We start from the raw sequence: 22,106 nt of genomic DNA on the forward strand, positions 1-22,106 counted from the left end.
TTCGTGCGTCCCGTTCGTCGTCGGTACTCCTCGGCCATGGCTCTGGCCGTCGCGCTCTCACTCGGACTCCTGACCGCCGGCTGCGGCGGCGACAGCAGTGCGGCGACGGACACCGAGGAAAAGGTGCTCCTCCAGTCGGCGACGGCTCCGGGGCCGGATCCCTTCACGGCGTCGACGGCCCGCTCCCTCTCCTCGCCCGCGCCCGACCCGCCCGCCCCGTCGGCCGCCACGAGCAGCGACCCCGCCCGCGGTCAGAGCCTGCGCACCCTCTCGGGCGGCACGCCCGGTCTCTACGGCGGCACCGAGACCATCGGCAGCTGCGACATCGAGCAGCAGATCACCTTCCTCGGCAAGGACGCGGCGAAGCAGCGCGCCTTCGCCAAGGCCGCCGGGGTCTCCGAGGCGAAGGTGCCGGCCCACCTGCGCAGCCTGACCCCGGTCGTCCTGCGCGCCGACACCCGGGTGACCGGCCACGGCTTCGAGGACGGGTCGGCCGTCGCCCGGCAGTCCCTGCTCCAGGCGGGCACCCCTGTGCTGGTCGACGAGTACGGCGCGCCCCGGGTCCGCTGCGTCGGCGGAAACCCGCTGAAGGCGCCGGTCGCCGTCAAGGGGGCCGTGATTCACCAGGGCAGGCCGTGGATGGGTTTCCGGCCGGACCGGGTGGTCGTCATCAAGCCCACCGCCCAGGCCGTCAACACCCTGATCATCGTCAACATCCTCGACAGCACCTGGATCGAGCGGAAGACCGGGAGCGACGGTGAGCAGGACAGAAGGCCCGAGGTGCTCCCGCCCGTCGCCCCGGACGACATCTTCACCTACCCCCCGGCCATGCCGCCCCAGCCCGACGGCTCCACCCCGCCGAACACCCCGAGCGAGCCCGCCGCCCCCCGCGATCCCTCCGGCCCGGCCGAGTCCCCCTCCGGCCAGGACGTGGCGCCGCCGGCCGACCCGCCGAGCGAGGAACTGCCACCGGCCGATCCCGGCATGCCCTCCGAGGAGGATGTCGATCCCTCCGATCCGAACCTGCTCATCCCCTCCGATGAGCCGTCCGAGCCGGACACCTTCGCGGGCTGAGCGGGCTGTCCGAACCGGTCGAAGAATCGGACGAATGATGGCAGAGTGGCTCCATGGTTGACCGGGCAGCGGGGGCCCTGTCGCTACCCGACGACTGGCCTGCCGACCCCGATCTGAGCCTGATTCTCAATCGTATGGGGCTCTGGGACTGGGATCTGGCCAGCGGGCTGATGCACATGGACGAGCCCGCTCTCGAAGTGTTCGACGTCCGTCCCGAGGAGTACGACGGCCGGCCGGAGAGCCTTGCCTTCCGCGTGCCGCCCGAGGAAGGCGCGCGGCTCGACGCCATGGTCGCGCAGGCGCTGAAGACCGGCAGCGACCACTACGGCGCGTACTTCCGTATCCGCCGCCGCGACGGCAGTCTGCGCTGGACCCACACGCAGGGACGCGTCCGCCGTGACGGCAAGGGCCGGCCGGTGCGCATCATCGGCATCGTCCGCGACGCCACCGAGGAGCTGGCCGACTCCTCCGCGCGGATCGCGGTCGACATCGAGCGCCGCCGGCAGACCAGTGTCGTCGAGAGCACCACCGCAGCGCTCGCCCATGCCAGGACGGTGCAGGACGTCATCGACGTGCTCAAGGACTCGCACGGTCTCGAACACTTCGGCGCGACCAGTCTGGTGATGGGGCTGCTGGAGTCGGGCGGGCGCATCCATCTGGTCGCGGAGGGGCCGGAGGGCTCGTTCGTGCCGGGGACCCGCTACACCCGGGTGGACGAGCAGTACCCGATGAGTGAGGTGGTGCGGACCCTGGCCCCCCGCTTCATCGAGTCCCGGGAAGACTTCGCCACCTCCTATCCGGTGCTGTGGCCGAACATCGAAGTACTCGGCATCGAGGCCGCCGCCTATCTGCCGCTGATCGCCCAGGCGCAGCCCATCGGAGCGCTCGGACTGCTCTACCGCGACAAGTCCGGCTTCAGCGCGGAGGAGCGCAATGTGCTGATCGCGCTCGGCAGCAGCATCGCGCAGAGCCTCCAGCGCGCCGTGCTCTACGACCAGGAGCACGACCTCGCGGAGGGTCTTCAGCAGGCCATGCTGCCGCGCAAGATCCCCCAGGTCCCCGGGGCCGGGATCGCCGTGCGCTACCGCTCGGCCCGGATGGGCCGGGACGTCGGCGGCGACTGGTACGACGTCATCACCCTGCCCGGCGGCCGGGTCGGGGCGGTCATCGGCGACGTGCAGGGCCACGACACGGACGCCGCGGCGGTCATGGGGCAGCTGCGCATCGTGCTGCGGGCGTACGCGGCCGAGGGCCACACCCCGGCCACCGTGATGGCGCGCGCCTCCGTCTTTCTGCACGAGCTGGACACCGACCGGTTCGCGACCTGCATGTACGCCGAGGTCGACCTGACGACCGGGGTGGTCCAGGCGGTGCGCGCCGGGCACATGGACCCCCTCATCAGGGACGCGGACGGCACCTGCCGCAGGGTCCCGGTGGAGGGCGGCCTCCCCCTGGGACTGTCGGCCGAGTTCGGGCAGCTCGAATACCCGGTCAACACGGTGGAGCTGGACCCCGGGCAGACGCTCATCCTCTACACCGACGGCCTGGTCGAGATGCCCGGCGCCGATCTGGACGACGGACTGCAGCTGCTCACTGCGCTGGTCCACGCCGGCCCCCGTGACCTCCAGCTGCTGGCGGACCATCTGTGCGACGTGGTGGAGGAGCGGGGTGGTGACGACGACGTGGCGCTGCTGCTGCTCCGCCGGAAGGGTGCGTTCGCTCCGCGGACGGGCGGCCGGCTGCGTCAGCACGTTGCCCAGAACGACCCGGAGGCGCTGCGCTCCGCCCGGCACATGGTCCGTGCGGCGGTACGCGCCTGGGGCGCGCGCGAGCGCGCCGACGAGATCGAACTCGCCGCGGACGAGATGATCACCAATGCGCTGATGCACACCGACGGCGGAGCGATCGTCACGGTGCGGGTCCTCTGCGGGCCGCAGCGGCGGCTGCGGGTGGAGGTCGAGGACCGTTCCAGCGCGCTGCCGCGGCGGCGGGACGCGGGGGAGTCGGGAGTCTCCGGACGGGGGCTTCTGCTGGTGGACCGGCTGGCCGATGCATGGGGAGTGGAGTCACGCGGCAGTGGCAAGTGCGTGTGGTGCGAGTTCACCGTCCCGGACAGAGCGGGCGGGGAATGAGAATCCGATGTTAACTGTCCGTGAACTGATCGTACTTGACCGTAACCGACCGAAGGCGATTGACTTCGCACTCCCTGGCTATCTAGGACATGAGGACACCGTGAGCAGCGAGCTTCTCGCACCCCTCGACCTGGCGTTCTGGCACCTCGAATCCACCGGCCACCCCATGCACCTCGGCGCGCTCACCTTCTTCGGCTCCGCCGAAGGGGTCAGGAGCGACGACGAGGTTCTCGACCTGCTCGCCACCCGCGCGTCGGCGATCCACCGGCTGCGGATGCAGGTACGCGACGTCCTGTTGCCCGTCGGCGGGGCCGCCTGGTCCGTGGCCCAGGACTTCGACGTGACGCGCCACGTCCACCATGTGCGCCTTCCCGCGGGCGACTTCACCGCCGCGGCCACCGGCATCGCCGGGGAGCTCATGGAGCGCCCGCTGGAGCGCGGACTCCCGCCGTGGGAGATGTACCTCCTCACCGGCGAGCCCGGCGGTCCCTTCGCGGTGCTCGTCAAGCTCCATCACGCCCTCGCCGACGGGATGCGCGCGGTCGCCATCGGCGCCGGCATCTTCGACGAGATCGCCGGCGCGCGCGGCATGAGGGCGCGCCGGTCCCGGCCGGTGCCGGCCTCGTCGTGGCGCAGCGTGCCGGGTCAGCTCATCGGCTTCGCCCGGGACCGTATCGACGATCTCGGCAACGCCGTGGGTGTCGGGGCCTCCGTCGTACGGGCCAGCCGCTTCGACTCCCGGGGCATGCCTGCCCTGGCGGCAGGCTCCAGCGGCACCCGCAGGCTCGGCACCGTCGCACTCGACCTCGACGATGTGCAGCGTGTGCGCAAGGCCGTCGGCGGCACGGCCAACGACGTCCTGCTCGCCATCGTCGCCGGGGCGCTGCGGCGGTGGACGCGGGAGCGCGGAGACCTGCTGCCGACCGCGGACCCCCGGGCACTGGTGCCGGTGTCGCGGCGCAGGCCCGGCAGTCCGGCCGGATCCGGGAACCGGCTCTCCGCGTACCTGGTCGACCTGCCCGTCTCCGATCCCGACCCCCGTTCGCGGCTCGACGCCGTCCGGATCGCCATGAACCGCAACAAGGCGGCGGGACCGATGCGCGGAGCCGGGGCCGTCGCCGTGCTCGCCGATCAACTGCCGCCGCTGGCCCACCGGTTCGGTGCGCCGCTGGCGGGCGGCGCCGCCCGGATGCTCTTCGACGTACTGGTGACCAGCGTGCCGCTGCCGCGCTCGGCCCTCTCGCTGGGCGGCTGCCCGCTGCTCTCGATCTACCCGATGGCGCCGCTGGCGCGCGGTCAGTCGCTGGCCGTCGCCCTGACCACCTACGACGGGCAGGTGCACGTGGGTCTGGTGGCCGACGGCAAGGCCGTGCCCGACCTCGACCGGCTCGCCCGCAGCCTGGAGGACGAGCTGGCGGAGCTGCTCGACATGGCACTGACGCTGTGAACCGATGTGTCCGAAAGATCGGACACATCGACTGCATCCGGCAACATCTCGCCCCCTCGCGGGTGTTGACGCCCTGAGTGATCCGATGAATATTCGTCGGTGATCGATGAAAGCGACCGGCGAAATCGGTGCAGCCGGTCGGCGAACGTCAGGGGCGAGGGGGCAGCAGCGGGATGCGACGAAGCACGCTCGGCCGCAGCGCGGTCGAGATCACCGAACTGTCCTTCGGGGCCGCGGCCATCGGCAACCTCTTCACCCCGGTCGCGCCCGAGGAGGCGGCGGCCGCGGTCGACGCCGCCTGGGACGTGGGCATCCGCACCTTCGACACGGCTCCGCACTACGGTCTCGGCCTCTCCGAGCGCAGGCTCGGCGAAGCGCTGCGCGGCCGGCCTCGTGACGCGTACACCCTCTCCACCAAGGTCGGGCGGCTGCTCGAACCCTGCCCGGCCGACGGCGACGACCTGGCCCACGGCTTCGCCGTCCCCGCCGACCACCGGCGGGTCTGGGACTTCAGCGCCGACGGCGTGCGCCGCAGCATCGAAGAGAGCCTCACCCGCCTCGGCCTCGACCGGATCGACATCGTCCATCTCCACGATCCGGACGACCACGAGGAGGCCGCGTTCCGGCACGGCTACCCGGCGCTGGAGCGGCTGCGGGCAGAAGGCATGGTCGGTGCGATCGGCGCCGGTATGAACCAGGCCGCCATGCTGACCCGGTTCGTCCGCGACACCGATGTCGACACCGTGCTCTGCGCCGGCCGCTACACCCTCCTGGACCAGAGCGCCCTCGCCGAACTCCTGCCCGAGGCCGAGGCCCGGGGCACGAGCGTCATCGTCGGAGGGGTCTTCAACTCGGGGCTGCTCGCCGACCCCCGCCCGGGCGCCACCTACGACTACACGGCCGCACCCGACGACCTCCTCCAGCGCGCGCTGCGGATCGAGGCCGTCGCCGCACGGCACGGAGTTCCGCTGCGGGCCGCCGCACTGCACTATTCACTCGGCCATCCGGCCGTGGCCGGTGCCCTGGTCGGCACACGCTCCGCGCGCGAAGTCCGGGACGCGGCCGACCTCCTCGCCCAGGACGTCCCGACCGCGCTGTGGGACGACCTGCTCGCCGAGGGGCTCCTGCCGAAGGACGGCCCGCTGCCCGAGGACGGAGGCGCCCGATGAGAGTGGCCCTGCACACGGCGGTCCGCGCCGACCGCATCGAGGAGTACGAGGCCGCCCACCGCGAGGTCCCCGTCGAACTGACCGAGGCGATCCGCGCCGCCGGCGTCACCTCCTGGACCATCTGGCGCAGCGGCACCGACCTCTTCCACCTCCTCGACTGTGACGACTACACCGCGCTGCTGGCGGCCCTCGAAACACTCCCCGTCAACATCGCCTGGCAGGCGCGGATGGCCGAACTGCTCGACGTCGTGCACGACTACACCGCGGACGGCGCCGGCGCCGGACTGCCCGTCGTCTGGGAGCTGTGAACCGTGGCCGTCGTCGATGCCCACCACCATGTGTGGGACCTCTCCGTCCGGGACCAGGACTGGATAGCCGGCCCCGACCTCGCTCCCCTGCGCCGTACCTTCACGCTCGACGACCTGCGGCCCGAGGCGCGTGCCGCGGGAGTCCGCGCGACCGTGCTCGTCCAGACCGTCACCGTCGCCGAGGAGACACCGGAGTTCCTCGCGCTCGCCGACGGCAGCGACCTCGTCGCGGGGGTCGTCGGCTGGACCGACCTCACCGCCCCCGACGTCGCCGGCACACTGGCCGCACTGCGGGAGGGGCCGGGCGGCGACCGGCTCGTCGGCATCCGCCACCAGGTGCAGGGTGAACCCGACCCCGCGTGGCTGCTGCGGGACGACGTCCGGCGAGGACTCGAAGCCGTCGCGTCCGCCGGCCTCGTCTACGACCTGCTGGTCCAGCCCCGTCAGCTGCCCGCCGCGGTCGAGGTGGTGAGCCGGGTCCCCGGCCTCACCTTCGTCCTCGACCATCTGGGCAAACCCCCCATCGCCGCCGAGAAGCTGCAACCGTGGGCGGGCCGGGTGCGTGCGCTCGCCGAGCGGCCCAACACCGTCTGCAAACTCTCCGGCATGGTGACGGAGGCCGCCTGGGCGACCTGGACCACCGCGGATCTCGCCCCGTACGCCGAGACGGTTGTCGAGGCATTCGGCCCCGACCGCCTCATGTTCGGCTCCGACTGGCCGGTCTGCCGGCTCGCCGCGAGTTACGCGGAGGTCGTGGAGGCCGCCCGCACGCTCACCCGGGGGCTGAGCGAGGACGAGCGCTCCGCCGTCTTCGAGACCACCGCCTGCAAGGTCTACGGGCTCCCGGCGGAATGAACCTGCATCCCTGCGGCCCCTGCGGCACTCTGGAGGCATGCCGGAGCTGCCCGAGGTCGAAGCGCTGCGAGAGTTCCTCGACACCCATCTGGTGGGACAGGAGATCGTCCGTGTCCTGCCGCTGGCGATCAGCGTGCTGAAGACGTACGACCCGCCCCTGTCCGCGATCGAGGGCGCCGAGGTCACTGCCGTCGAACGGCGCGGCAAGTGGCTCGACATCACCGTCGGCGGCCTCCACCTGGTCACGCATCTGGCTCGCGCGGGCTGGCTCCAGTGGAAGGACGAGGTCCCGGCCGCGCCGCCGCGCCCCGGCAAGGGCCCGCTCGCCCTGCGCGTCGTGCTCGCCTCCGGGAGCGGCTTCGATCTGACCGAGGCCGGCACCACCAAGCGGCTCGCCGTCCATCTCGTCCGCGACGCCGGCGAGGTGCCGGGCGTCGCCCGCCTCGGCCCCGATCCGCTGGCCGACGCCTTCGACCGTGACGCGTTCGCCGCGCTGCTCGCCGGGGAGCGGCGGCAGATCAAGGGTGCGCTGCGGGACCAGGGTCTGATCGCGGGAATCGGCAACGCCTACAGCGACGAGATCCTGCACGCCGCGAAGATGTCGCCCTTCAAGCCGGTGCAGAATCTGGGCGAGGACGAGATCACCACACTGTACGAAGCCCTCCGCAGCACCCTCGGTGAGGCCGTCGAGCGCTCACGCGGAGTCGCGGCGGGACGGCTCAAGGCGGAGAAGAAGAGCGGTCTGCGGGTCCATGGCCGCACCGGTCAGCCGTGCCCGGTCTGCGGCGACACGATTCGCGAGGTCTCGTTCAGCGACTCGTCGCTCCAGTACTGCCCCACCTGCCAGACCGGCGGCAAGCCGCTGGCCGACCGCAGACTGTCGCGGCTGCTGAAGTAGCCCGCCCGCCGTGCGCGCCCGGCGCTCGGCTCAGCTCCTGACGGTCACTTGATCGTCAGCAGCGGCTTGCCGTCGAACGTCCGCACTTCCCAGCGGCCGATGTCCCTGCTCGCGAGGTCGGTGCCCCCCTCGATCTCCAGGGGCTTGGCATGACCGGGGACATCCGTCCCGTATCCGCCCTGGGGAACGCGCCAGCTCAGCACCGGATGCTCGATACCGTCCTTGCCGACGGCGACCAGCCGGCAGGAGCCCGGTCCGGTGAGACCCGAGAGCCGCATCGCGACCGCCGTGCCCCACATCCGGTCCTCCACGAAGGCGGACGCGGTGACGCCGGAGCCGGCGTCCTTCACCGTGACCTGCTTGCCCGCGACGGCCGGCGGGACGGGGTCCTGCGGGGTCCGCATCGCGAGCGCGCCCAGCGGAAGGGCGACGATCAGGGCCGCCACCGCGGCGACCAGCCGGAGCCGGCGTCTACTGCTCCGCCTCCGCATGAGCGCGACCTCCTCGGTGAGCCGCTCCAGCAGCCGGGGCGAGGGCCGGGACGCGATCACACCGGGTCCCGTGAGGTCGGAAATCGCCGAAGCGACCGACGAGAAGTCCGAGAGCTGTACTGTGCACAGCACGCACTCGGCGAGATGCTCCTCGAAGCGGAACGCGTCCCCCGGTTCCAGCACGCCCAGCGCATAGGCGGCCACGTCCTGGTGCCGCTGCTGCATGCCCATGGCGTCCTCGTTTCGTCTCTGGCCGTGCTGTGTCCGTTGCGGTCGGTCGCCGTTGAATACGGATCAGGCGCGTTCTCTGCTCAACCGCGGCCACGAAGAAGACGAACTCTCTTTGCGGCCCCCTTCCCGCGGGCGAAGGACCGTGGCCCCGGCGATCGGGGCGCGCCTAAACTCCGCAGCATGCTGCGTGTACTGGCGGTCGACGACGAGAATCCGGCGCTCGAGGAACTCCTCTATCTGTTGCGTTCCGACGCCCGGGTCACGAGCGCGGAGGGGGCGACGGACGCCACCGAGGCGCTGCGCCGGATCAGCCGGGCATTGGAGGCGGGACCGGACGGTGAGGACGGCATCGACGTCGTCTTCCTCGACATCCACATGGCCGGACTCACCGGACTCGATGTCGCCAGGCTGCTCGCGGGGTTCGCCAGGCCGCCGCTGATCGTGTTCGTCACCGCGCACGAGGGCTTCGCCGTCCAGGCCTTCGACCTCAAGGCCGTCGACTACGTCCTCAAGCCGGTGCGCCGGGAACGTCTGGCCGAGGCGGTGCGCAGGGTGCGCGACCAGGTGCTCGCCGCCCGCGAGCCCCGGCACCAGGAGCACGAGACCGCGGTGACCGTACCCGCCACCCGTGCGCCCGTGCACAACACCGCCGAGCAGATACCCGTCGAACTGGGCGGTGTCACGCGGTTCGTGGCGGTCGACGACATCGCCTACGTCGAGGCACAGGGCGACTACGCCCGGCTGCACACGGAGGACGGCAGCCACCTCGTCCGCATACCGCTGTCCGCCCTGGAGGAGCGCTGGGCCTCCCGCGGCTTCGTCCGCATCCACCGCAGCCATCTCGTCGCGCTGGCCCGTATCGACGAACTGCGCCTGGACGCGGGGACGACGACGGTCCGGGTGGGATCGGCCGAACTCGCCGTCAGCCGGCGTCATGCGCGGCAGCTGCGGGACCTGCTGATGCGGCACGCCGGAAGCTGACCCTGCTGCGCAAGCAGGAAGCCGGCCTTCTGCGCCGGCTGCCCGAGGGGCTCAGGCACACCGGTGACCGGACGTGCCCGGCCGACCGTTCACCGGACGCGCCCCACCGACCGTTCACCTGACGGGGACAACCGTTCGTCGCGGGACAGGCCCACCCGGCGACGGGCGTCATCCACTGGCCGAGAGCCGAGGTAATTCGACGCACCGGGCTCCGGCAGCGGCCTAGCCTTGATCAGGAGGTAAGGGGTCTGATGTCCGACATCGAAGCGCTGCTCGCGGAACTGCGGAGCCTGCCGGTGACCCCGGCGTCCGGCCCAGGGGACATCGAAGCGCTGCTCGCCACGGTCAAGAGCGCCGCGGGGCGCTGGGCGGACGTGCTGTACGAGATCCGGCAGTCGGCCCAGGGTCTGGTCGGCCCGCGCGCCGAGGCGGCCCTCGAAGTCGCCTTCCGCCGGGCGGAGGAGTCGTACGTCGAGCTGGAGATCGCGCTGAAGGACTGCGGCCGGCGGCCGGGCCCCTGACAACTGCCTGGTCAGAACAGGTGGATGGCCAGATGACTCAGCGGCAGCCCCAACTGCCAGGCGGGCATCCATATCTGTTCGCGCTCGTCGACGCACGCGTCCAGCGGATTCGCCGGGTGCCACGGCTCCGTGTCCCCGAGGTCGGCGGCGAGCAGTTCGGTCTGCCGCAGCCACTTCCAGGAGTCCCGTGCCAGGGCGAGGTCCGGATCGGGTCCGCCGCCGAGCTGCCGCTCCCGCTCGCCGCGTGCGTCGAGTCTCTCCCGTGCCCATGCAGGCCAGGGATGTCCGTACGAGGTGAGGTTCAGCCATTCCTCGATCCTGGACACCGCGCGGACACCCGCGAGTTCGTCCGAACCGTCACAGAGATAGATCGTCAGCGCCAGCGTCTCGCGGCCCGCCCGGTATTCGAGCGAGCCGCCCTCGACGAGGGCGCCGGTGCGGAGCATCTCGTCGGCGATGTACTCGGCGCAGAGCCATGCCATGGGGACTGCCAGCGCGCCTCCGCTGGTGCCGTTCGTGCTCTCGGGCTGCAACCTTCCCACCTTCTTCCGGACGACGTCGTGTGCCGACTCGGAGACGAGCCTCCACCGTGTGACACGGCTGGGGGCGCATCTTTACTCAACTTCACCGTGAGGTTTCGCATACTGCCGCCCCTTGGCCGTGGCCCCAGGGAGACGGGGACACCGGCGGGACATCAGGGGCGCACGTGACTGCGCCGCCGAGGTTTGGAGTCCGCCGTGGGGCGGTACGACGACGCCCGCTCCGGAAGGGAGCGGGCGGCTCGTGCCGTACGGCAGGCGTCTCAGCGAGGATCGCGTCCGATGAGTCCGAGGAGCCGGTCCTGGAGGGGAGCGTCCTCGGGGACGGGCACCTCGGCGCCGAAGACCTCCACCCCCGGACCGAACGCGCCGGGTGTCCGGAACTTCTCCATCACCTCGGCCGGGATCGCGGAGGTGCCGCGCCACATCCGCTCGACGTCGTCGGCGGGCATCGTCTCGTCCTGGCCGGTGGCCCGCGCCAAGTCCCAGCCGTGCAGCACCAGGTCGTCACTGACGACCCGGTCGATGTGCTGCTCGGCCGTCAGCGGCCCGCTGGGCGTCTCGCAGGGAGCCGCCGCGAGTCCGGGGTCGTCGAGCACGGCCTCGACATCGGCGCGTGCGGCCCGGAAGGCGGCGAGGGGGTCCTTCTCGACGGACGGCGCGCGGGAGGGACGGCGGCCGAGCGGGCGCAGCATGACGCCGTGCATCACGACGATGTGTCCGACGACGTCGCGGGCGGACCAGCGGGCGCACGGCGACGGGTTGTCCCACTGCTCGGGCCGGACGGCGGCGACCTTGCTCTCGAAGTCGTCGGCGTGTCTGCGGTATCGGTCGGCGATGTCGGTCATCGGCCGGGTTCCTCTCAGCCGTCGGGTGTGGCGAGCGCGTGGCGCACGGCGGTCAGGGCGTCTTCGTCGGTGACCCCGAGGTTCCTGGCGGCGACGGCGAAGTGGCGGGCGTGGTCGGCGAGCCGGGTGGCGGCGTCGGGGCCGGTCGCGACGGCGGCGACGCGGGTGCCGGAGCCGCGCCGGCTGTGCACCAGCCCGGCCGACTCGAGTTCCCGGTAGGCGCGGACCACGGTGTTGTTGGCGAGACCGAGGTCGGAGGCGAGCTGGCGCACCGGAGGCAGCCTGTCGCCCTCGCGCATCCGCCCGACCGCGATGAGATCGGCGAACTGCTGTCTGATCTGCTCGTACGGGGGCACGGGTGTGGCCGGGTCGACCCGGATCGTCAGGCCGGTGGCCGTCACGGACGCTCCTTGATGTGCGCCTGCGGCAGCAGGAGGGCGCCCAGGCACCAGCCGGCGGTCAGTGCCGAGACGAACGCGACGATTCCGAGGCCCCAGAGGCTCACGGTCTCCATCCAACCACCACAGCTCAGGCTGAGCATCGCCGTCGCCATGGTCAGCGACACGGCGAACAACGGTGCTGCCGTCAGCAGCCCCCACGCGCCGACCGTCGCGCGCGCCCTGACCCGGCGCTGCTCGTCGTCGGCCGCTCGCATCGTGATGCGCCGGAGCGTCGCGGCGCACACCGCGGTCCCGACGGCGAGTCCTCCGAGCACCGGCCAGGCGTAGTACGGCCCGGGCCACGGCCCCACCAGCTGGTCCCGTCCGCCGCAGGCGGCGGCGACGGCGCGGCCCGCGTGCCCGGCGGCGTCGGTGGAGGCGGTCGCGACGGCGACGACCAGGAGGACGACGAGCAGCAGAGCCTGCACGAGCAGGGTCGACGCCAGCCCGCGCGGGATGTGGTCACGTATCCGGCGGGGGGTCACCGAGGCCTGCCGCACTCCGCGCGCCGCCGGATGGGCGACCACGTCCGCGAGAAGCACACCGCCGACGGCGCAGATCCCGAGGACGGGGATGGCGTAGAGCAGGTCGACGTCCGACTCGGGGCTGAAGGTGACGAGCCTGTTGACCACGACACCTGCGGCGAGCCCGGCCCAGCGGACCGGGGTGTCGATCCAGCTGCGCCAGTCGGTGCGGAGCTCCGGAGTGGTGGACATGCGAACCCCCTGATGGCCGGCCATGCGTATCAATCACTTGAGACAATCTGTCGCCTGGAGGGCAACTGTGTCAAGCGACTGATACGCATGGCGCTGGGGTCAGCGCCTGACGCTCGGGCGTGGGCGTGCGTAGCCGGGGAGGCAGCGGGCGAGGGCCCGCAGCGCGTAGTACGAACGGGACTTGACCGTCCCCGGAGGTATCCCGAGCGACTCCGCGGCCTCGTTGACGCTCAGTCCCTCGAAGTAGATCCGGACCAGCACCGCCTGGTGCTCGGGGCTCAGCGACTCGACCGCCGCGCGGACGTCGAGGGCGGCGACGGCCGTCTCGGTGACGTCCGCCGGATCGGGGGTGGTGGCGAGGACCCCGTCGCCGATCTCGGTCGGTCGGGCGAGACGGGAGCGGCGTGCGTCGATGGCGAGGCGGCGGCCGACCGTGAAGAGCCACGGCCGCATCGACTCGTACGGACCCTCGAAGGCCTCCGGGTGCTGCCAGGCGCGGACCAGGGTCTCCTGGAGCAGGTCCTCCGCGCGCTGCTGGTCCCCGTAGGTGAGGCCCTGGAGGAAGCTGAGCAGAGCGGGGCCGTGCTCGCGTTGCAGGTCCGCCATGGCCCGCTCGTCGGTCGTCGCGGAAGCGGTCACGGTTGCCGTCGCCATTGCCAACACCCTTTCGCGCGGAGGTCGCTGCTACGTGGCGTATACGAACGCATCCGGGCGCGAAGGGACAGACGGCGCACCACTGTCTTCGGCGAGCGGTCGCTCGGAGCGACGAATGGTGCGGTGAGCGGGTGGCCGGATACCGACGGCCGGTGAACCGGCCGGGGACCAGGCTCGGGATCGGCCCGGGATCAGGTCCGATCCAGTGACCCGCTCGGCCGGGTCGCTTGACGCGCCCGGGCACGGACGATGCATTCGGTGTGCCGTATCACGCCGGTTCGCATTGGTCGGGAGCACTCCATGGCACGCCGCCCGCAACAGGGCTCCACCCCGCTCGCGACGCCGCTCACGCGACGAGGAGCGACGGCGGTCGCCGCCGTACTGCTCGGGGCGACGGCCGCCTGCGCCGGGCCCGGCGGCGGCCCCTGGTCCGCGGACGCTTGCTCCGAGCGGCCCGCGTCCGCCCCCTCGGCCGCGGGCGGCGCGGCACCCGAGCGGCGCTTCACCCTCGTCGCCGGCGGTGGCGTCCTGCCGCACGGCGCGGTCGTCCGACAGGCCCGCGTCCGCGGCGACGGCTACGACTTCCGCCCGGTGCTCGCCGGTGTACGGCCGGTCGTCTCCGCTGCGGACCTGGCGATCTGCCATCTGGAGACGGTGTTCTCGGCGGTGGAGGAACAGGGCGGCGACGCAGGGGGTCGCGCTGCCGTCACGTCCCCGCCCCAGCTCGCGAAGAACCTCGCGGCCATCGGCTACGACGCCTGTTCCACGGCCTCCGACCACGCCCTGACGGACGGCGCCGCAGGCGTCGAACGCACGCTGGAAGCACTGGACAACGCCGGCATCAGACACACCGGCACCGCCCGTACCGCCGCCGAGGCACGCGAGCCCGCGTGGCTGAAAGCAGGCGGTGCCAGGGTTGCCCAGCTGGCCTACACCTACGGCCTGGATGCCGCCCAGCACCCCGGGGGGCAGCCCTGGGCGGTCGCGCTGATCGACGAGGAGCGGATCATCGCCGACGTCCGGGCCGCCCGGAGAGCGGGCGCCGACGTCGTCCTGGTCAGCCTGCACTGGGGCACCGCATGGCAGACCGCCCCCGACGAACGGCAACTGGCGCTCGCCGGCGCGCTCACCGCCTCGAAGACCGCGGGACGCCCGGACATCGACCTGATCGTGGGCGCCCACGCGCACGTCCCGCAGGCGTACGAGAAGGTCAACGGCACCTGGGTGGTCTACGGGACGGGCGACCAGCTCGCCGGAGCCGGGGTCGGAGCCGGCCACGACGGGCAGCGTGACCCCCGCGGTGACCGTGCGACCATCGGCCGCTTCACCTTCGCGCCGCCCGCCCGTCCCGGAGAACGCTGGGAGGTGGCGAAGGCCGAGTTCGTCCCGCAGTGGATGGACGCCGCCGCGGGCCGCGTGGTGAACACGGCGGGCGCGCCGGCGAAGGGCGCGGACCGTGATGAGCGCGTGGAGGCGAAGGAGGCCGTGAGCGCCGCCGTGCTCAGCCGCGGCGCGGCGGCGGACGGTCTGACGATGGGCCGCTGAGCGGGCGAGGCCATCTGCGCTCCCCGCCCGCCGAGCACGACCGCCCGGCGCGGTCCCGGTACCTCAGCGCAACCCGTCCTCCTTCCCGGCATTCTGAGACGTCGCCAGATCCGACTTCCGGTAGGAGTACGCGAAGTAGATGACCAGGCCGATCAGCAGCCACACCGCGAAGCGGACCCAGGTGTGCCAGGCCAGGAAGGTGATGAGCCAGATCGAGAACACCACACCGATCGCCGGGACGAACGGCATACCCGGGCAGCGGAACGTACGCGGCAGATCCGGTCGCCGATAGCGCAGCACGATGATCGCCACACACACGACCACGAACGCCAGCAGAATGCCGATGTTGGTCAGTTCCGCCGCCTCGCCGATCGGCAGGAAGCCGGCGATCGCCGCCGACGCCACACCGACGATCCAGGTCACGCGGGTCGGAACGTGCCGTGTCGGATGCGTTTTGGCGAACCACTTGGGCAGCAGTCCGTCGCGGCTCATCGAGAACCAGACACGGGTCACGCCCAGCATGAACGTGAACATGACGGTGAGGATGCCGATGATGGCGCCGACGGCGATGACGTCCGCCAGACCTCCCAGGCCGACCGACTTGAAGGCCGTCGAGAAGCCGCTCTCCGGGTCGATGTCCTTGTAGTTCTGCATACCCGTCAGCACCAGGCACGCAAGGACGTACAGCACCATCGAGATCGCCAGCGAGTACAGGATCGCCTTCGGCATGTGGCGCTGGGCGTCCTTGGACTCCTCGGCCGCGGTCGACATGGCGTCGTAGCCGAAGACCGCGAAGAAGACCGTCGCCGCGCCGGTGAACGCTCCGCTCACCCCGAACGGGAAGAAGGGGTTGTAGTTCGCGGTCTCGATGTGGAACATGCCGACACCGATCACCAGCAGCACGACCAGGACCTTCAGCACCACCACGACCGTCTCGAAGCGGGCCGCGTTCTTGATGCCGAGGTTGAGGAGACAGGCGATCAGCAGACACAGGATCGCGGCGAACAGGTCGATCCGGTGTCCGTCACCCGTGCCGGGCGCACCCAGCATCCAGTTCGGCAGCTCGGCACCCGTCTCGCCGAGCAGGAAGTTGAAGTAGCCCGAGATGCCGATGGCGACGACCGCCACGATCGCCGTGTATTCCAGCAGGAGATCCCACCCGATGAACCAGCCCGCCAGTTCGCCGAGTACCGCATAGCCGTAGGTGTACGCGGACCCCGCTTTCGGGATGAGCCCCGCGAACTCGGCGTAGGAGAAGGCCGCAGCCGCACTCGCCACACCGGCGATCAGGAACGAGATGAGGACCGCGGGACCCGCCGTGCCGTTGGCGACCGTGCCCGCGAGGGTGAAGATGCCGGCTCCGATGATGCCGCCGACACCGATCGCGGTCAGCTGCCACAGGCCGAGCGTTCTGGTGAGCTGTTCGGCCGTGCCGCCTTCCTCGATATGGTCGATGGGCTTGCGCCGCAGTACGCCCTGTCCTGACCACAGGCCTGCCATGACTCACCTCTCCGAAGGTCTGGTGGGACCGATGGCGGCTCATGATGGTGCAGGTCCGGCAGGGACGGAAGGCGCCGGGCGGAATCCGGAGCCGAGCACTCCGCAGTGACCACCGGACGGTCGAGGGGGAGGTCAGGGAACAACGGTGACGGGCCAGCGTCCGGCCTTGACCAGCCGCAGAGCCACCGAGCCGATGAAGCGGTGACCGGCCGACTCCGACGCCCCGACGACGACGGCGTCCGCCTTCAGCTCGTCGGCGGCCCTCACCAGACCGCTGTAGGGATCGCCGCGGAAGGTGTGGAACTCCCAGCGCACCTCCCAGATCTCCCGGACGCGCTCGGCGGCCGACCGGATCTCGGCCACCAGCCCCTGCGCTATCTCCTCGGTGGTGTCCGCCATCGGCACCCCCAGCGCCGCGCCGGTCGACATCACCGGCTGGACGTACACGACCGCCAGCAGGGCGTTCTGGCGGCGGGCCAGACCACTGGCGTAAGCCGCTGCCCGCAGGGAGGAGTCGGAACCGTCCACACCGGCGACGATGACCTTCGGGCCGTCGGTGCCGCGCTCGAAACGGTGAGGTCGCTGCTCAGTCACACAGCCGAGGCTATCCGCTCCCGAGAGGCGGGCCGTGGCCGGTCTCCGTACAGTCTGATCATGAGTGTCACCGTGCAGGAGCCCTCTCAGGCACGCGGCTCGTTGCTGAGCCGGGTCCCGAACGCGTTCGCGATCTTCTTCGGCCTGCTGGGTGTGTACTGCATCCTCATCTCACTCATCCCGCCCCTGCGTCGCCTGCTCTCGCCCGTCTCGCGCTTCATCGACCAGGTCGCCGTCCCCGTCAGCGCGAACCTCGCCTATGCCGTCTTCCTGCTGCTGCTCGCCGCGGCCGTCGGCGCCCGCAAGAAGACCGCCTGGTGGCTGGTGGTCGTCTATCTGTCGCTGGTGCTGCTCACCGACATCCTGGGCGTGGCCTTCGACCGCGAATGGGGCTGGGTCGCCAACCTCGTGCTGTGCGCACTCGCGCTGGGCGTGCTCGTCGCGGCCCGCGGAGAGTTCTACGCCAGGACCAGACGCGGCTCCCTGCGCCGGGCGCTGATGGTCCTCGTCCTCGGGCTGGCCGCCGGCATTCTCGCCGGCTGGGGACTGGTCGAGCTGTTCCCGGGCTCCCTGCCGCAGTCCCAGCGGCTGGTCTGGTCCGCCAACCGGGTGCTCGGCGGGCTTGCCTCCGCCGGCCAGTTCGACGGCACCCCACCGCGCGGGCTCTCCTTCCTGCTCGGTCTGTTCGGCGCGATCGCCCTGCTCTGCGCCGCGGCCACGCTCTTCCGCTCGCAGCGCATGGAAGCCGCGCTGCACGGCGACGAGGAGGACCGGATCCGCGCCCTCCTCGGCGCCTACGGCTCCCAGGACTCGCTCGGCTACTTCGCCACCCGCCGCGACAAGGCCGTCGTCTTCTCGCCCAACGGCAAGGCCGCGGTCACCTACCGCGTCGAGACGGGCGTGGCGCTGGCCAGCGGAGACCCGGTGGGGGACCACGGCGCCTGGCGGCAGGCCATCGACGCCTGGCTGGCGGTGGCCAAGCGCCACGCCTGGGCACCGGCCGTGATGGGCGCGTCCGAGGACGGCGCGAAGATGTTCGCCCGCGCCGGGCTCGGCGCGATCCAGCTCGGTGACGAGGCGATCCTCCAGGTCGCCCGCTTCGACCTGAACGGCCGCGATATGCGGGTCACCCGGCAGGCCGTCAACCGGGTGAAGCGGACCGGGGCGACCACGCGCATCCGCCGGCACTCCACCCTCACCGACGAGGAGATGCGCCGCGTCGTCGACAAGGCCGACGCGTGGCGGGACACCGAGACCGAACGCGGCTTCTCCATGGCGCTCGACCGGCTCGGCGACCCCGCCGACGGCGACTGTCTGCTCGTCGAGGCCTTCGACGGCGAAGACCGCCTGACCGCCCTGCTCTCCTTCGTGCCCTGGGGGAGGGACGGCATCTCGCTCGACCTGATGCGCCGCGACCGCACCGCACCCAACGGCGTCATGGAGTTCATGGTCGCCGAACTCTGCGGGGAGGCCGCGAAGCTCGGCGTACGCCGCATCTCCCTCAACTTCGCCGTCTTCCGGTCGGCCTTCGAGGAGGGCGCCCGCATCGGTGCGGGCCCCGTCCTGCGGATGTGGCGCAGACTGCTGCTCATCTTCTCCAAGTGGTGGCAGCTGGAGGCCCTCTACCGGTCGAACGTGAAGTACCAGCCGGAATGGTTCCCGCGCTTCCTCTGCTTCGGCGACGCGGGCTCGCTCGCCCGGGTCGGTCTCGCCTCGGGCATCGCCGAGGGCTTCGTCTCCGTCCCGAGCCTGCGCAAGCGCTTCGGCCGAGGCCGGCCGGGCGCCCGCGCCGGCGTCACCAAGCCGGTCACCACGGAGGGCCTGCCCGCCATCGAGGCGCTGGGGCTCGTGGGCCCGGACTCACCCGCGGAGGAGAGGGAAAGGCGGCTGCCCGACCAGGTGCGCGTCCGCCACAGCAAGCTGGAGCGGCTGCGGGAGGCGGGCACCGATCCGTACCCCGTCGGCGTCCCCCCGCGCACCGACACCCTCGCCGCGATCCGCGCCGCTCATCCCGCTCCGGTACCCGGAAGCCGGACGGGCACCACGGTGACGGTCGCGGGCCGGGTCATGGTCGTACGCGACCTCGGCGGCGTCGTCTTCGCCGTACTGCGCGACTGGTCCGGTGACCTCCAGCTCGCCTTCACCCGGGACGGCACCGGGGCACAGGTGCTGGGGTCCTTCACCTCCGACATCGACATCGGCGACCACATCACCGCGACCGGCGAGGTCGGCGCCAGCGACAAGGGCGAGCTGTCGGTCTTCGTGACGGACTGGCGGCTGACCGGCAAGTGCCTGCGCCCGCTGCCCGACAAGCGGCGCGGTCTCGCCGACCCCGAGGCCCGTGTCCGCCGCCGCTATCTGGACCTGGTGTCGAGCCCGGACGCACGGGACGTCGTACGCCGGCGTTCCACCGCGGTCCAGGCACTGCGCCAGGGGCTCCTGGAGCGCGGTTACCTCGAGGTCGAGACCCCGATGCTCCAGCAGATCCACGGCGGCGCCAACGCCCGCCCCTTCACCACCCACATCAACGCCTACGACCTCGACCTCTACCTCCGTATCGCGCCCGAGCTGTATCTGAAGCGGCTGTGCGTCGGCGGCATGGAGAAGGTCTTCGAGATGGGCCGTACCTTCCGCAACGAAGGCGTCTCCTACAAGCACAATCCCGAGTTCACGATGCTGGAGGCCTACCAGGCCTTCGCCGACTACGACGTGATGCTCGATCTGACCCGGGAACTCATCCAGGGCGCGGCGACCGCCGCCTTCGGCTCGCCCGTCGCCCACAAGGCGGACCGCGACGGCAAGCTCGTCGAACACGACATCTCCGGCCCGTGGCCGGTCAAGACGCTCTACGGAGCGGTGTCCGAGGCGCTCGGCGAGGAGATCGACGCCGACACCGAGGAGACCGAGCTGCGCCGGCTGTGCGACGGAGCGGGAGTGCCGCACACGCCGGACGACACCCGCGGCGACGTGGTGCTGGAGATGTACGAGCGCCTGGTCGAGGAGCGGACCCTGATGCCGACCTTCTACAAGGACTTCCCGACCGATGTCTCGCCGCTGACCCGGCAGCACCGGCGCGACCCGCGGCTCGCGGAGCGGTGGGACCTGGTCGCCTTCGGTACGGAACTGGGCACCGCCTACTCGGAGCTGACCGATCCGGTGGAACAGCGGCGCAGGCTCACCGCTCAGTCCCTGCTCGCGGCGGGTGGCGACCCGGAGGCCATGGAGATCGACGAGGACTTCCTGGACGCGCTGGAGTACGCGATGCCGCCGACCGGGGGACTGGGCATCGGCGTCGACCGGCTCGTCATGTTCCTCACCGGACTGACCATTCGCGAGACGCTACCGTTCCCTCTCGTACGCCGGAACTGATCTCGTCCGTCTGTCCGTACAGCCCGCCTCGAACGGGTACTTTCGCGACCGCTCGCGTGTTGCTACAGCGTGCCGCCCAAGAGCCGTGCGAGCAGTTGGTCATGAAAAAGGATCAGATGCTTCCGGGGCGTCGGTCGGCGCTCCGCATCGTCGCCTGTCTCGGCGCTGCCGCCACGGCGGGGCTGCTCGTCACCGAACGGTCGGGGACATCGGGCGGGGCGGCCGCCACCCGCCCGGCGGGCGGCCCCCAGATCGCCTCCGGCCCCCGGGCGGCCGCCGGTCCGTCCGTCCGGGCATCCGGGTACCGGCTGCAGCCCATGACGGCGTACGCCCCGCCGAGGTACCGGCGGGCCCTCCCGCCGGTGCGTCAGCGCCCCTTCCTCAGGATGTCGGAGGCCGGCCGGACCATGGTCCTGACCTTCGACGACGGCCCCGACCCGCGCTACACCCCGGACATCCTGCGCACCCTGCGCGAGTACGACGTGCGCGCGATGTTCTTCGTCTGCGGCGAGATGGCCACCGACAACCGTGATCTGCTCCGCAGGATGGCCGACGACGGTCATGTGGTGGGCAACCACTCATGGTCCCATCCGCTGATCACGAAGCTGCCGCCGTCCGGCATCCGCAGTGAACTGGGCCGCACCAGCGAGGTGATCGAGGACGTGCTCGGCACCCCGCCGCTCTGGTACCGGGCCCCTTTCGGGGCCTGGAACAAGCACTCCTTCGAGATCGGCGCCGAACTCGGCATGGAGCCGCTGGCCTGGACGGTCGACACGCTCGACTGGACCGAGCCCGGCACGAGGACGATCGTGCGCCGGGTGATGGAGGGTGCCGGGCCCGGTGTGGTGGTCCTCTCCCACGACGCGGGCGGCGACCGCGCGCAGAGCGTGGCGGCCCTGCGCAGCTATCTGCCGAAGCTGCTGGACGACGGGTACCGGATCACCGTCCCCCGGCGCTGAGCGGCCGGTGGCGGCTGCCCGAAGCGCAGGGCGCCGGAGGTCAGAGGGACTTGACCATCCGTGCGAACACGACGACGTTCCCGTCGTAGCCCTGCGTCTTCGAGTAGCCGCCGCCGCAGGTGATGACCCGCAGTTCGGCGTAGCCGGTGTCGCCGTAGACGCGGCTGCCGGGGAAGTCCTCCTTGGAGAACACCTCCACGCCATACACCTCGAAGACGGCCGTCTTGCCGTCGAACCGGCTCACCTCGATCCGCCCGCCCTTCTCGAGCGAACCGAGGCCGTAGAAGACGGCCGGGCCCGAGAGGTTGTCGACATGGCCGACGACGACCGCGGTCCCACGCTGGCCCGGGGCGACACCGTTCTGGTACCAGCCGGCCATGTTCGGGTCCTCGGGCGGCGGTGCCTCGATCCAGCCGTCGGAATCCAGGCCGACGTTCATGATCGGTGCGTCGACCTCGATCGAGGGGATGTGCACCCGGGCCGCGGGGGCGTAGCTGAGGGCCTTCGGGGTGAGGAGCGGGGTGAACGTCTCGCCGCTGGGCCGGGCGAGTGACGCCGCCGCGGCCGGCTGGGGCGGACCCAGGCCGACGTCGATGCCGTTCTTCATCATCGCGATCCCCGTGAGCATCACCAGGGCCACCACGCCCCAGGGCGAGCGTTTCCTCGACGCCGAGCCGTTGTAGTCCTCGCCCATGATTCTCCCTCTTGTCATCTTTTCCAGGCGCCTGCTAGGCACGCTAAGTGAGCGTCACGGGACTGGCGAGGAGGGAAGGGCGAACGGGTGGCGAGGGCCAGTCGGGGTGACCCATCCGTGTCACCGGGCCGATAAAACTTC

General features: G+C 71.4%; 21 protein-coding genes. 12 read left to right on the forward strand and 9 right to left on the reverse strand.

All coding sequences use genetic code 11. The features are described from left to right. Window positions 1–36 precede the first annotated feature (36 nt). The 7 genes from ACQPWZ_RS31600 (at window position 37) to ACQPWZ_RS31630 (ending at window position 7,883) form a co-directional block, all read left to right on the forward strand. Window positions 37–1,074: a DUF6777 domain-containing protein gene (locus ACQPWZ_RS31600; RefSeq protein ID WP_433573059.1), complete on the forward strand. Its 1,038-nt coding sequence runs from the start codon at window positions 37–39 to the stop codon at window positions 1,072–1,074. A gap of 53 nt (window positions 1,075–1,127) precedes the next feature. Continuing rightward, window positions 1,128–3,206 (forward strand): SpoIIE family protein phosphatase, encoded by a 2,079-nt coding sequence (locus ACQPWZ_RS31605; protein WP_433573060.1) that lies wholly within the window; start codon window positions 1,128–1,130, stop codon window positions 3,204–3,206. Between the two features lie 100 nt (window positions 3,207–3,306). Beyond that, complete coding sequence (locus tag ACQPWZ_RS31610) at window positions 3,307–4,653, forward strand: wax ester/triacylglycerol synthase family O-acyltransferase (protein WP_433573061.1); 1,347 nt, start codon at window positions 3,307–3,309, stop codon at window positions 4,651–4,653. 173 nt (window positions 4,654–4,826) lie between these two features. Then, the gene (locus ACQPWZ_RS31615) at window positions 4,827–5,822 is read left to right on the forward strand and encodes an aldo/keto reductase (protein WP_433573062.1); all 996 of its coding nucleotides are present in this window, start codon (window positions 4,827–4,829) and stop codon (window positions 5,820–5,822) included. Continuing rightward, the gene (locus ACQPWZ_RS31620) at window positions 5,819–6,130 is read left to right on the forward strand and encodes an L-rhamnose mutarotase (protein WP_340476682.1); all 312 of its coding nucleotides are present in this window, start codon (window positions 5,819–5,821) and stop codon (window positions 6,128–6,130) included. Before ACQPWZ_RS31615 ends, ACQPWZ_RS31620 begins: the two co-directional genes overlap by 4 nt. Window positions 6,131–6,133: 3 nt before the next feature. Continuing rightward, complete coding sequence (locus tag ACQPWZ_RS31625) at window positions 6,134–6,985, forward strand: amidohydrolase family protein (protein ID WP_433573063.1); 852 nt, start codon at window positions 6,134–6,136, stop codon at window positions 6,983–6,985. A 37-nt stretch (window positions 6,986–7,022) separates the two neighbouring features. Beyond that, entirely contained in the window at window positions 7,023–7,883 is an 861-nt protein-coding gene (locus ACQPWZ_RS31630) for an Fpg/Nei family DNA glycosylase (protein ID WP_405574420.1), read from the forward strand. Window positions 7,884–7,927: 44 nt separating this feature from the next. Here the strand turns inward: ACQPWZ_RS31630 and ACQPWZ_RS31635 are convergent, their stop codons facing one another. Next, window positions 7,928–8,605 (reverse strand): zf-HC2 domain-containing protein, encoded by a 678-nt coding sequence (locus ACQPWZ_RS31635; protein ID WP_340476685.1) that lies wholly within the window; start codon window positions 8,603–8,605, stop codon window positions 7,928–7,930. Between the two features lie 180 nt (window positions 8,606–8,785). On the opposite strand from ACQPWZ_RS31635, the gene ACQPWZ_RS31640 reads away from it, so the two are divergent. After that, window positions 8,786–9,586 (forward strand): LytR/AlgR family response regulator transcription factor, encoded by an 801-nt coding sequence (locus ACQPWZ_RS31640; RefSeq protein ID WP_433573064.1) that lies wholly within the window; start codon window positions 8,786–8,788, stop codon window positions 9,584–9,586. Between the two features lie 251 nt (window positions 9,587–9,837). After that, window positions 9,838–10,107, forward strand: coding sequence for a hypothetical protein (locus tag ACQPWZ_RS31645; RefSeq protein WP_340476687.1), 270 nt, complete (start codon window positions 9,838–9,840; stop codon window positions 10,105–10,107). An 11-nt stretch (window positions 10,108–10,118) separates the two neighbouring features. Here the strand turns inward: ACQPWZ_RS31645 and ACQPWZ_RS31650 are convergent, their stop codons facing one another. The 5 genes from ACQPWZ_RS31650 to ACQPWZ_RS31670 all read right to left on the reverse strand — a co-directional run bounded on the left by ACQPWZ_RS31650 (window position 10,119) and on the right by ACQPWZ_RS31670 (window position 13,304). After that, window positions 10,119–10,640: a hypothetical protein gene (locus tag ACQPWZ_RS31650; protein ID WP_405574425.1), complete on the reverse strand. Its 522-nt coding sequence runs from the start codon at window positions 10,638–10,640 to the stop codon at window positions 10,119–10,121. Window positions 10,641–10,909: 269 nt separating this feature from the next. Continuing rightward, the gene (locus ACQPWZ_RS31655; RefSeq protein ID WP_340476689.1) at window positions 10,910–11,494 is read right to left on the reverse strand and encodes a TIGR03086 family metal-binding protein; all 585 of its coding nucleotides are present in this window, start codon (window positions 11,492–11,494) and stop codon (window positions 10,910–10,912) included. A 14-nt stretch (window positions 11,495–11,508) separates the two neighbouring features. Continuing rightward, window positions 11,509–11,895 (reverse strand): GntR family transcriptional regulator, encoded by a 387-nt coding sequence (locus tag ACQPWZ_RS31660; RefSeq protein ID WP_433573065.1) that lies wholly within the window; start codon window positions 11,893–11,895, stop codon window positions 11,509–11,511. Continuing rightward, window positions 11,892–12,650 carry a hypothetical protein gene (locus ACQPWZ_RS31665; protein ID WP_433573066.1) on the reverse strand — a complete coding sequence of 253 codons (759 nt, stop codon included), beginning with the start codon at window positions 12,648–12,650 and terminating at the stop codon, window positions 11,892–11,894. Before ACQPWZ_RS31665 ends, ACQPWZ_RS31660 begins: the two co-directional genes overlap by 4 nt. A gap of 99 nt (window positions 12,651–12,749) precedes the next feature. After that, complete coding sequence (locus ACQPWZ_RS31670; protein ID WP_340476692.1) at window positions 12,750–13,304, reverse strand: sigma-70 family RNA polymerase sigma factor; 555 nt, start codon at window positions 13,302–13,304, stop codon at window positions 12,750–12,752. A 300-nt stretch (window positions 13,305–13,604) separates the two neighbouring features. Between ACQPWZ_RS31670 and ACQPWZ_RS31675 the strand changes: the two genes are divergently transcribed. Further along, window positions 13,605–14,849, forward strand: coding sequence for a CapA family protein (locus ACQPWZ_RS31675; RefSeq protein ID WP_433573067.1), 1,245 nt, complete (start codon window positions 13,605–13,607; stop codon window positions 14,847–14,849). A 63-nt stretch (window positions 14,850–14,912) separates the two neighbouring features. On the opposite strand, the gene ACQPWZ_RS31680 is transcribed toward ACQPWZ_RS31675, so the two are convergent. Together ACQPWZ_RS31680 and ACQPWZ_RS31685 are read right to left on the reverse strand one after the other, a co-directional pair. Next, the gene (locus tag ACQPWZ_RS31680) at window positions 14,913–16,349 is read right to left on the reverse strand and encodes an amino acid permease (RefSeq protein ID WP_433573068.1); all 1,437 of its coding nucleotides are present in this window, start codon (window positions 16,347–16,349) and stop codon (window positions 14,913–14,915) included. 132 nt (window positions 16,350–16,481) lie between these two features. Next, window positions 16,482–16,943, reverse strand: a complete 462-nt coding sequence (locus tag ACQPWZ_RS31685; RefSeq protein WP_340476695.1) for a universal stress protein — start codon at window positions 16,941–16,943, stop codon at window positions 16,482–16,484. Window positions 16,944–17,003: 60 nt separating this feature from the next. On the opposite strand from ACQPWZ_RS31685, the gene lysX reads away from it, so the two are divergent. Together lysX and ACQPWZ_RS31695 are read left to right on the forward strand one after the other, a co-directional pair. Continuing rightward, complete coding sequence (gene lysX / locus ACQPWZ_RS31690) at window positions 17,004–20,312, forward strand: bifunctional lysylphosphatidylglycerol synthetase/lysine--tRNA ligase LysX (RefSeq protein ID WP_433573069.1); 3,309 nt, start codon at window positions 17,004–17,006, stop codon at window positions 20,310–20,312. A gap of 101 nt (window positions 20,313–20,413) precedes the next feature. Further along, window positions 20,414–21,271, forward strand: coding sequence for a polysaccharide deacetylase family protein (locus tag ACQPWZ_RS31695; protein ID WP_383242502.1), 858 nt, complete (start codon window positions 20,414–20,416; stop codon window positions 21,269–21,271). Between the two features lie 40 nt (window positions 21,272–21,311). On the opposite strand, the gene ACQPWZ_RS31700 is transcribed toward ACQPWZ_RS31695, so the two are convergent. Beyond that, window positions 21,312–21,965 carry a class F sortase gene (locus ACQPWZ_RS31700; protein ID WP_433573070.1) on the reverse strand — a complete coding sequence of 218 codons (654 nt, stop codon included), beginning with the start codon at window positions 21,963–21,965 and terminating at the stop codon, window positions 21,312–21,314. Between the last annotated feature and the right edge of the window lie 141 nt (window positions 21,966–22,106).

Origin of the sequence: Streptomyces sp. CA-251247 (genome assembly GCF_050952975.1) — a bacterium.
GTDB lineage: Bacteria > Actinomycetota > Actinomycetes > Streptomycetales > Streptomycetaceae > Streptomyces > Streptomyces achmelvichensis.

What these genes read in the sequence shown, in the direction of transcription:
- ACQPWZ_RS31665 (WP_433573066.1), bottom strand. Translation starts at nt 12,650, where the DNA reads ATGTCCACCACTCCGGAGCTCCGCACCGACTGGCGCAGCTGGATCGAC.
- ACQPWZ_RS31655 (WP_340476689.1), bottom strand. Translation starts at nt 11,494, where the DNA reads ATGACCGACATCGCCGACCGATACCGCAGACACGCCGACGACTTCGAG.
- ACQPWZ_RS31645 (WP_340476687.1), top strand. Translation starts at nt 9,838, where the DNA reads ATGTCCGACATCGAAGCGCTGCTCGCGGAACTGCGGAGCCTGCCGGTG.
- lysX (WP_433573069.1), top strand. Translation starts at nt 17,004, where the DNA reads ATGAGTGTCACCGTGCAGGAGCCCTCTCAGGCACGCGGCTCGTTGCTG.
- ACQPWZ_RS31635 (WP_340476685.1), bottom strand. Translation starts at nt 8,605, where the DNA reads ATGGGCATGCAGCAGCGGCACCAGGACGTGGCCGCCTATGCGCTGGGC.
- ACQPWZ_RS31600 (WP_433573059.1), top strand. Translation starts at nt 37, where the DNA reads ATGGCTCTGGCCGTCGCGCTCTCACTCGGACTCCTGACCGCCGGCTGC.
- ACQPWZ_RS31605 (WP_433573060.1), top strand. Translation starts at nt 1,128, where the DNA reads ATGGTTGACCGGGCAGCGGGGGCCCTGTCGCTACCCGACGACTGGCCT.
- ACQPWZ_RS31700 (WP_433573070.1), bottom strand. Translation starts at nt 21,965, where the DNA reads ATGGGCGAGGACTACAACGGCTCGGCGTCGAGGAAACGCTCGCCCTGG.
- ACQPWZ_RS31675 (WP_433573067.1), top strand. Translation starts at nt 13,605, where the DNA reads ATGGCACGCCGCCCGCAACAGGGCTCCACCCCGCTCGCGACGCCGCTC.
- ACQPWZ_RS31630 (WP_405574420.1), top strand. Translation starts at nt 7,023, where the DNA reads ATGCCGGAGCTGCCCGAGGTCGAAGCGCTGCGAGAGTTCCTCGACACC.
- ACQPWZ_RS31615 (WP_433573062.1), top strand. Translation starts at nt 4,827, where the DNA reads ATGCGACGAAGCACGCTCGGCCGCAGCGCGGTCGAGATCACCGAACTG.
- ACQPWZ_RS31620 (WP_340476682.1), top strand. Translation starts at nt 5,819, where the DNA reads ATGAGAGTGGCCCTGCACACGGCGGTCCGCGCCGACCGCATCGAGGAG.
- ACQPWZ_RS31640 (WP_433573064.1), top strand. Translation starts at nt 8,786, where the DNA reads ATGCTGCGTGTACTGGCGGTCGACGACGAGAATCCGGCGCTCGAGGAA.
- ACQPWZ_RS31680 (WP_433573068.1), bottom strand. Translation starts at nt 16,349, where the DNA reads ATGGCAGGCCTGTGGTCAGGACAGGGCGTACTGCGGCGCAAGCCCATC.
- ACQPWZ_RS31695 (WP_383242502.1), top strand. Translation starts at nt 20,414, where the DNA reads ATGAAAAAGGATCAGATGCTTCCGGGGCGTCGGTCGGCGCTCCGCATC.
- ACQPWZ_RS31670 (WP_340476692.1), bottom strand. Translation starts at nt 13,304, where the DNA reads ATGGCGACGGCAACCGTGACCGCTTCCGCGACGACCGACGAGCGGGCC.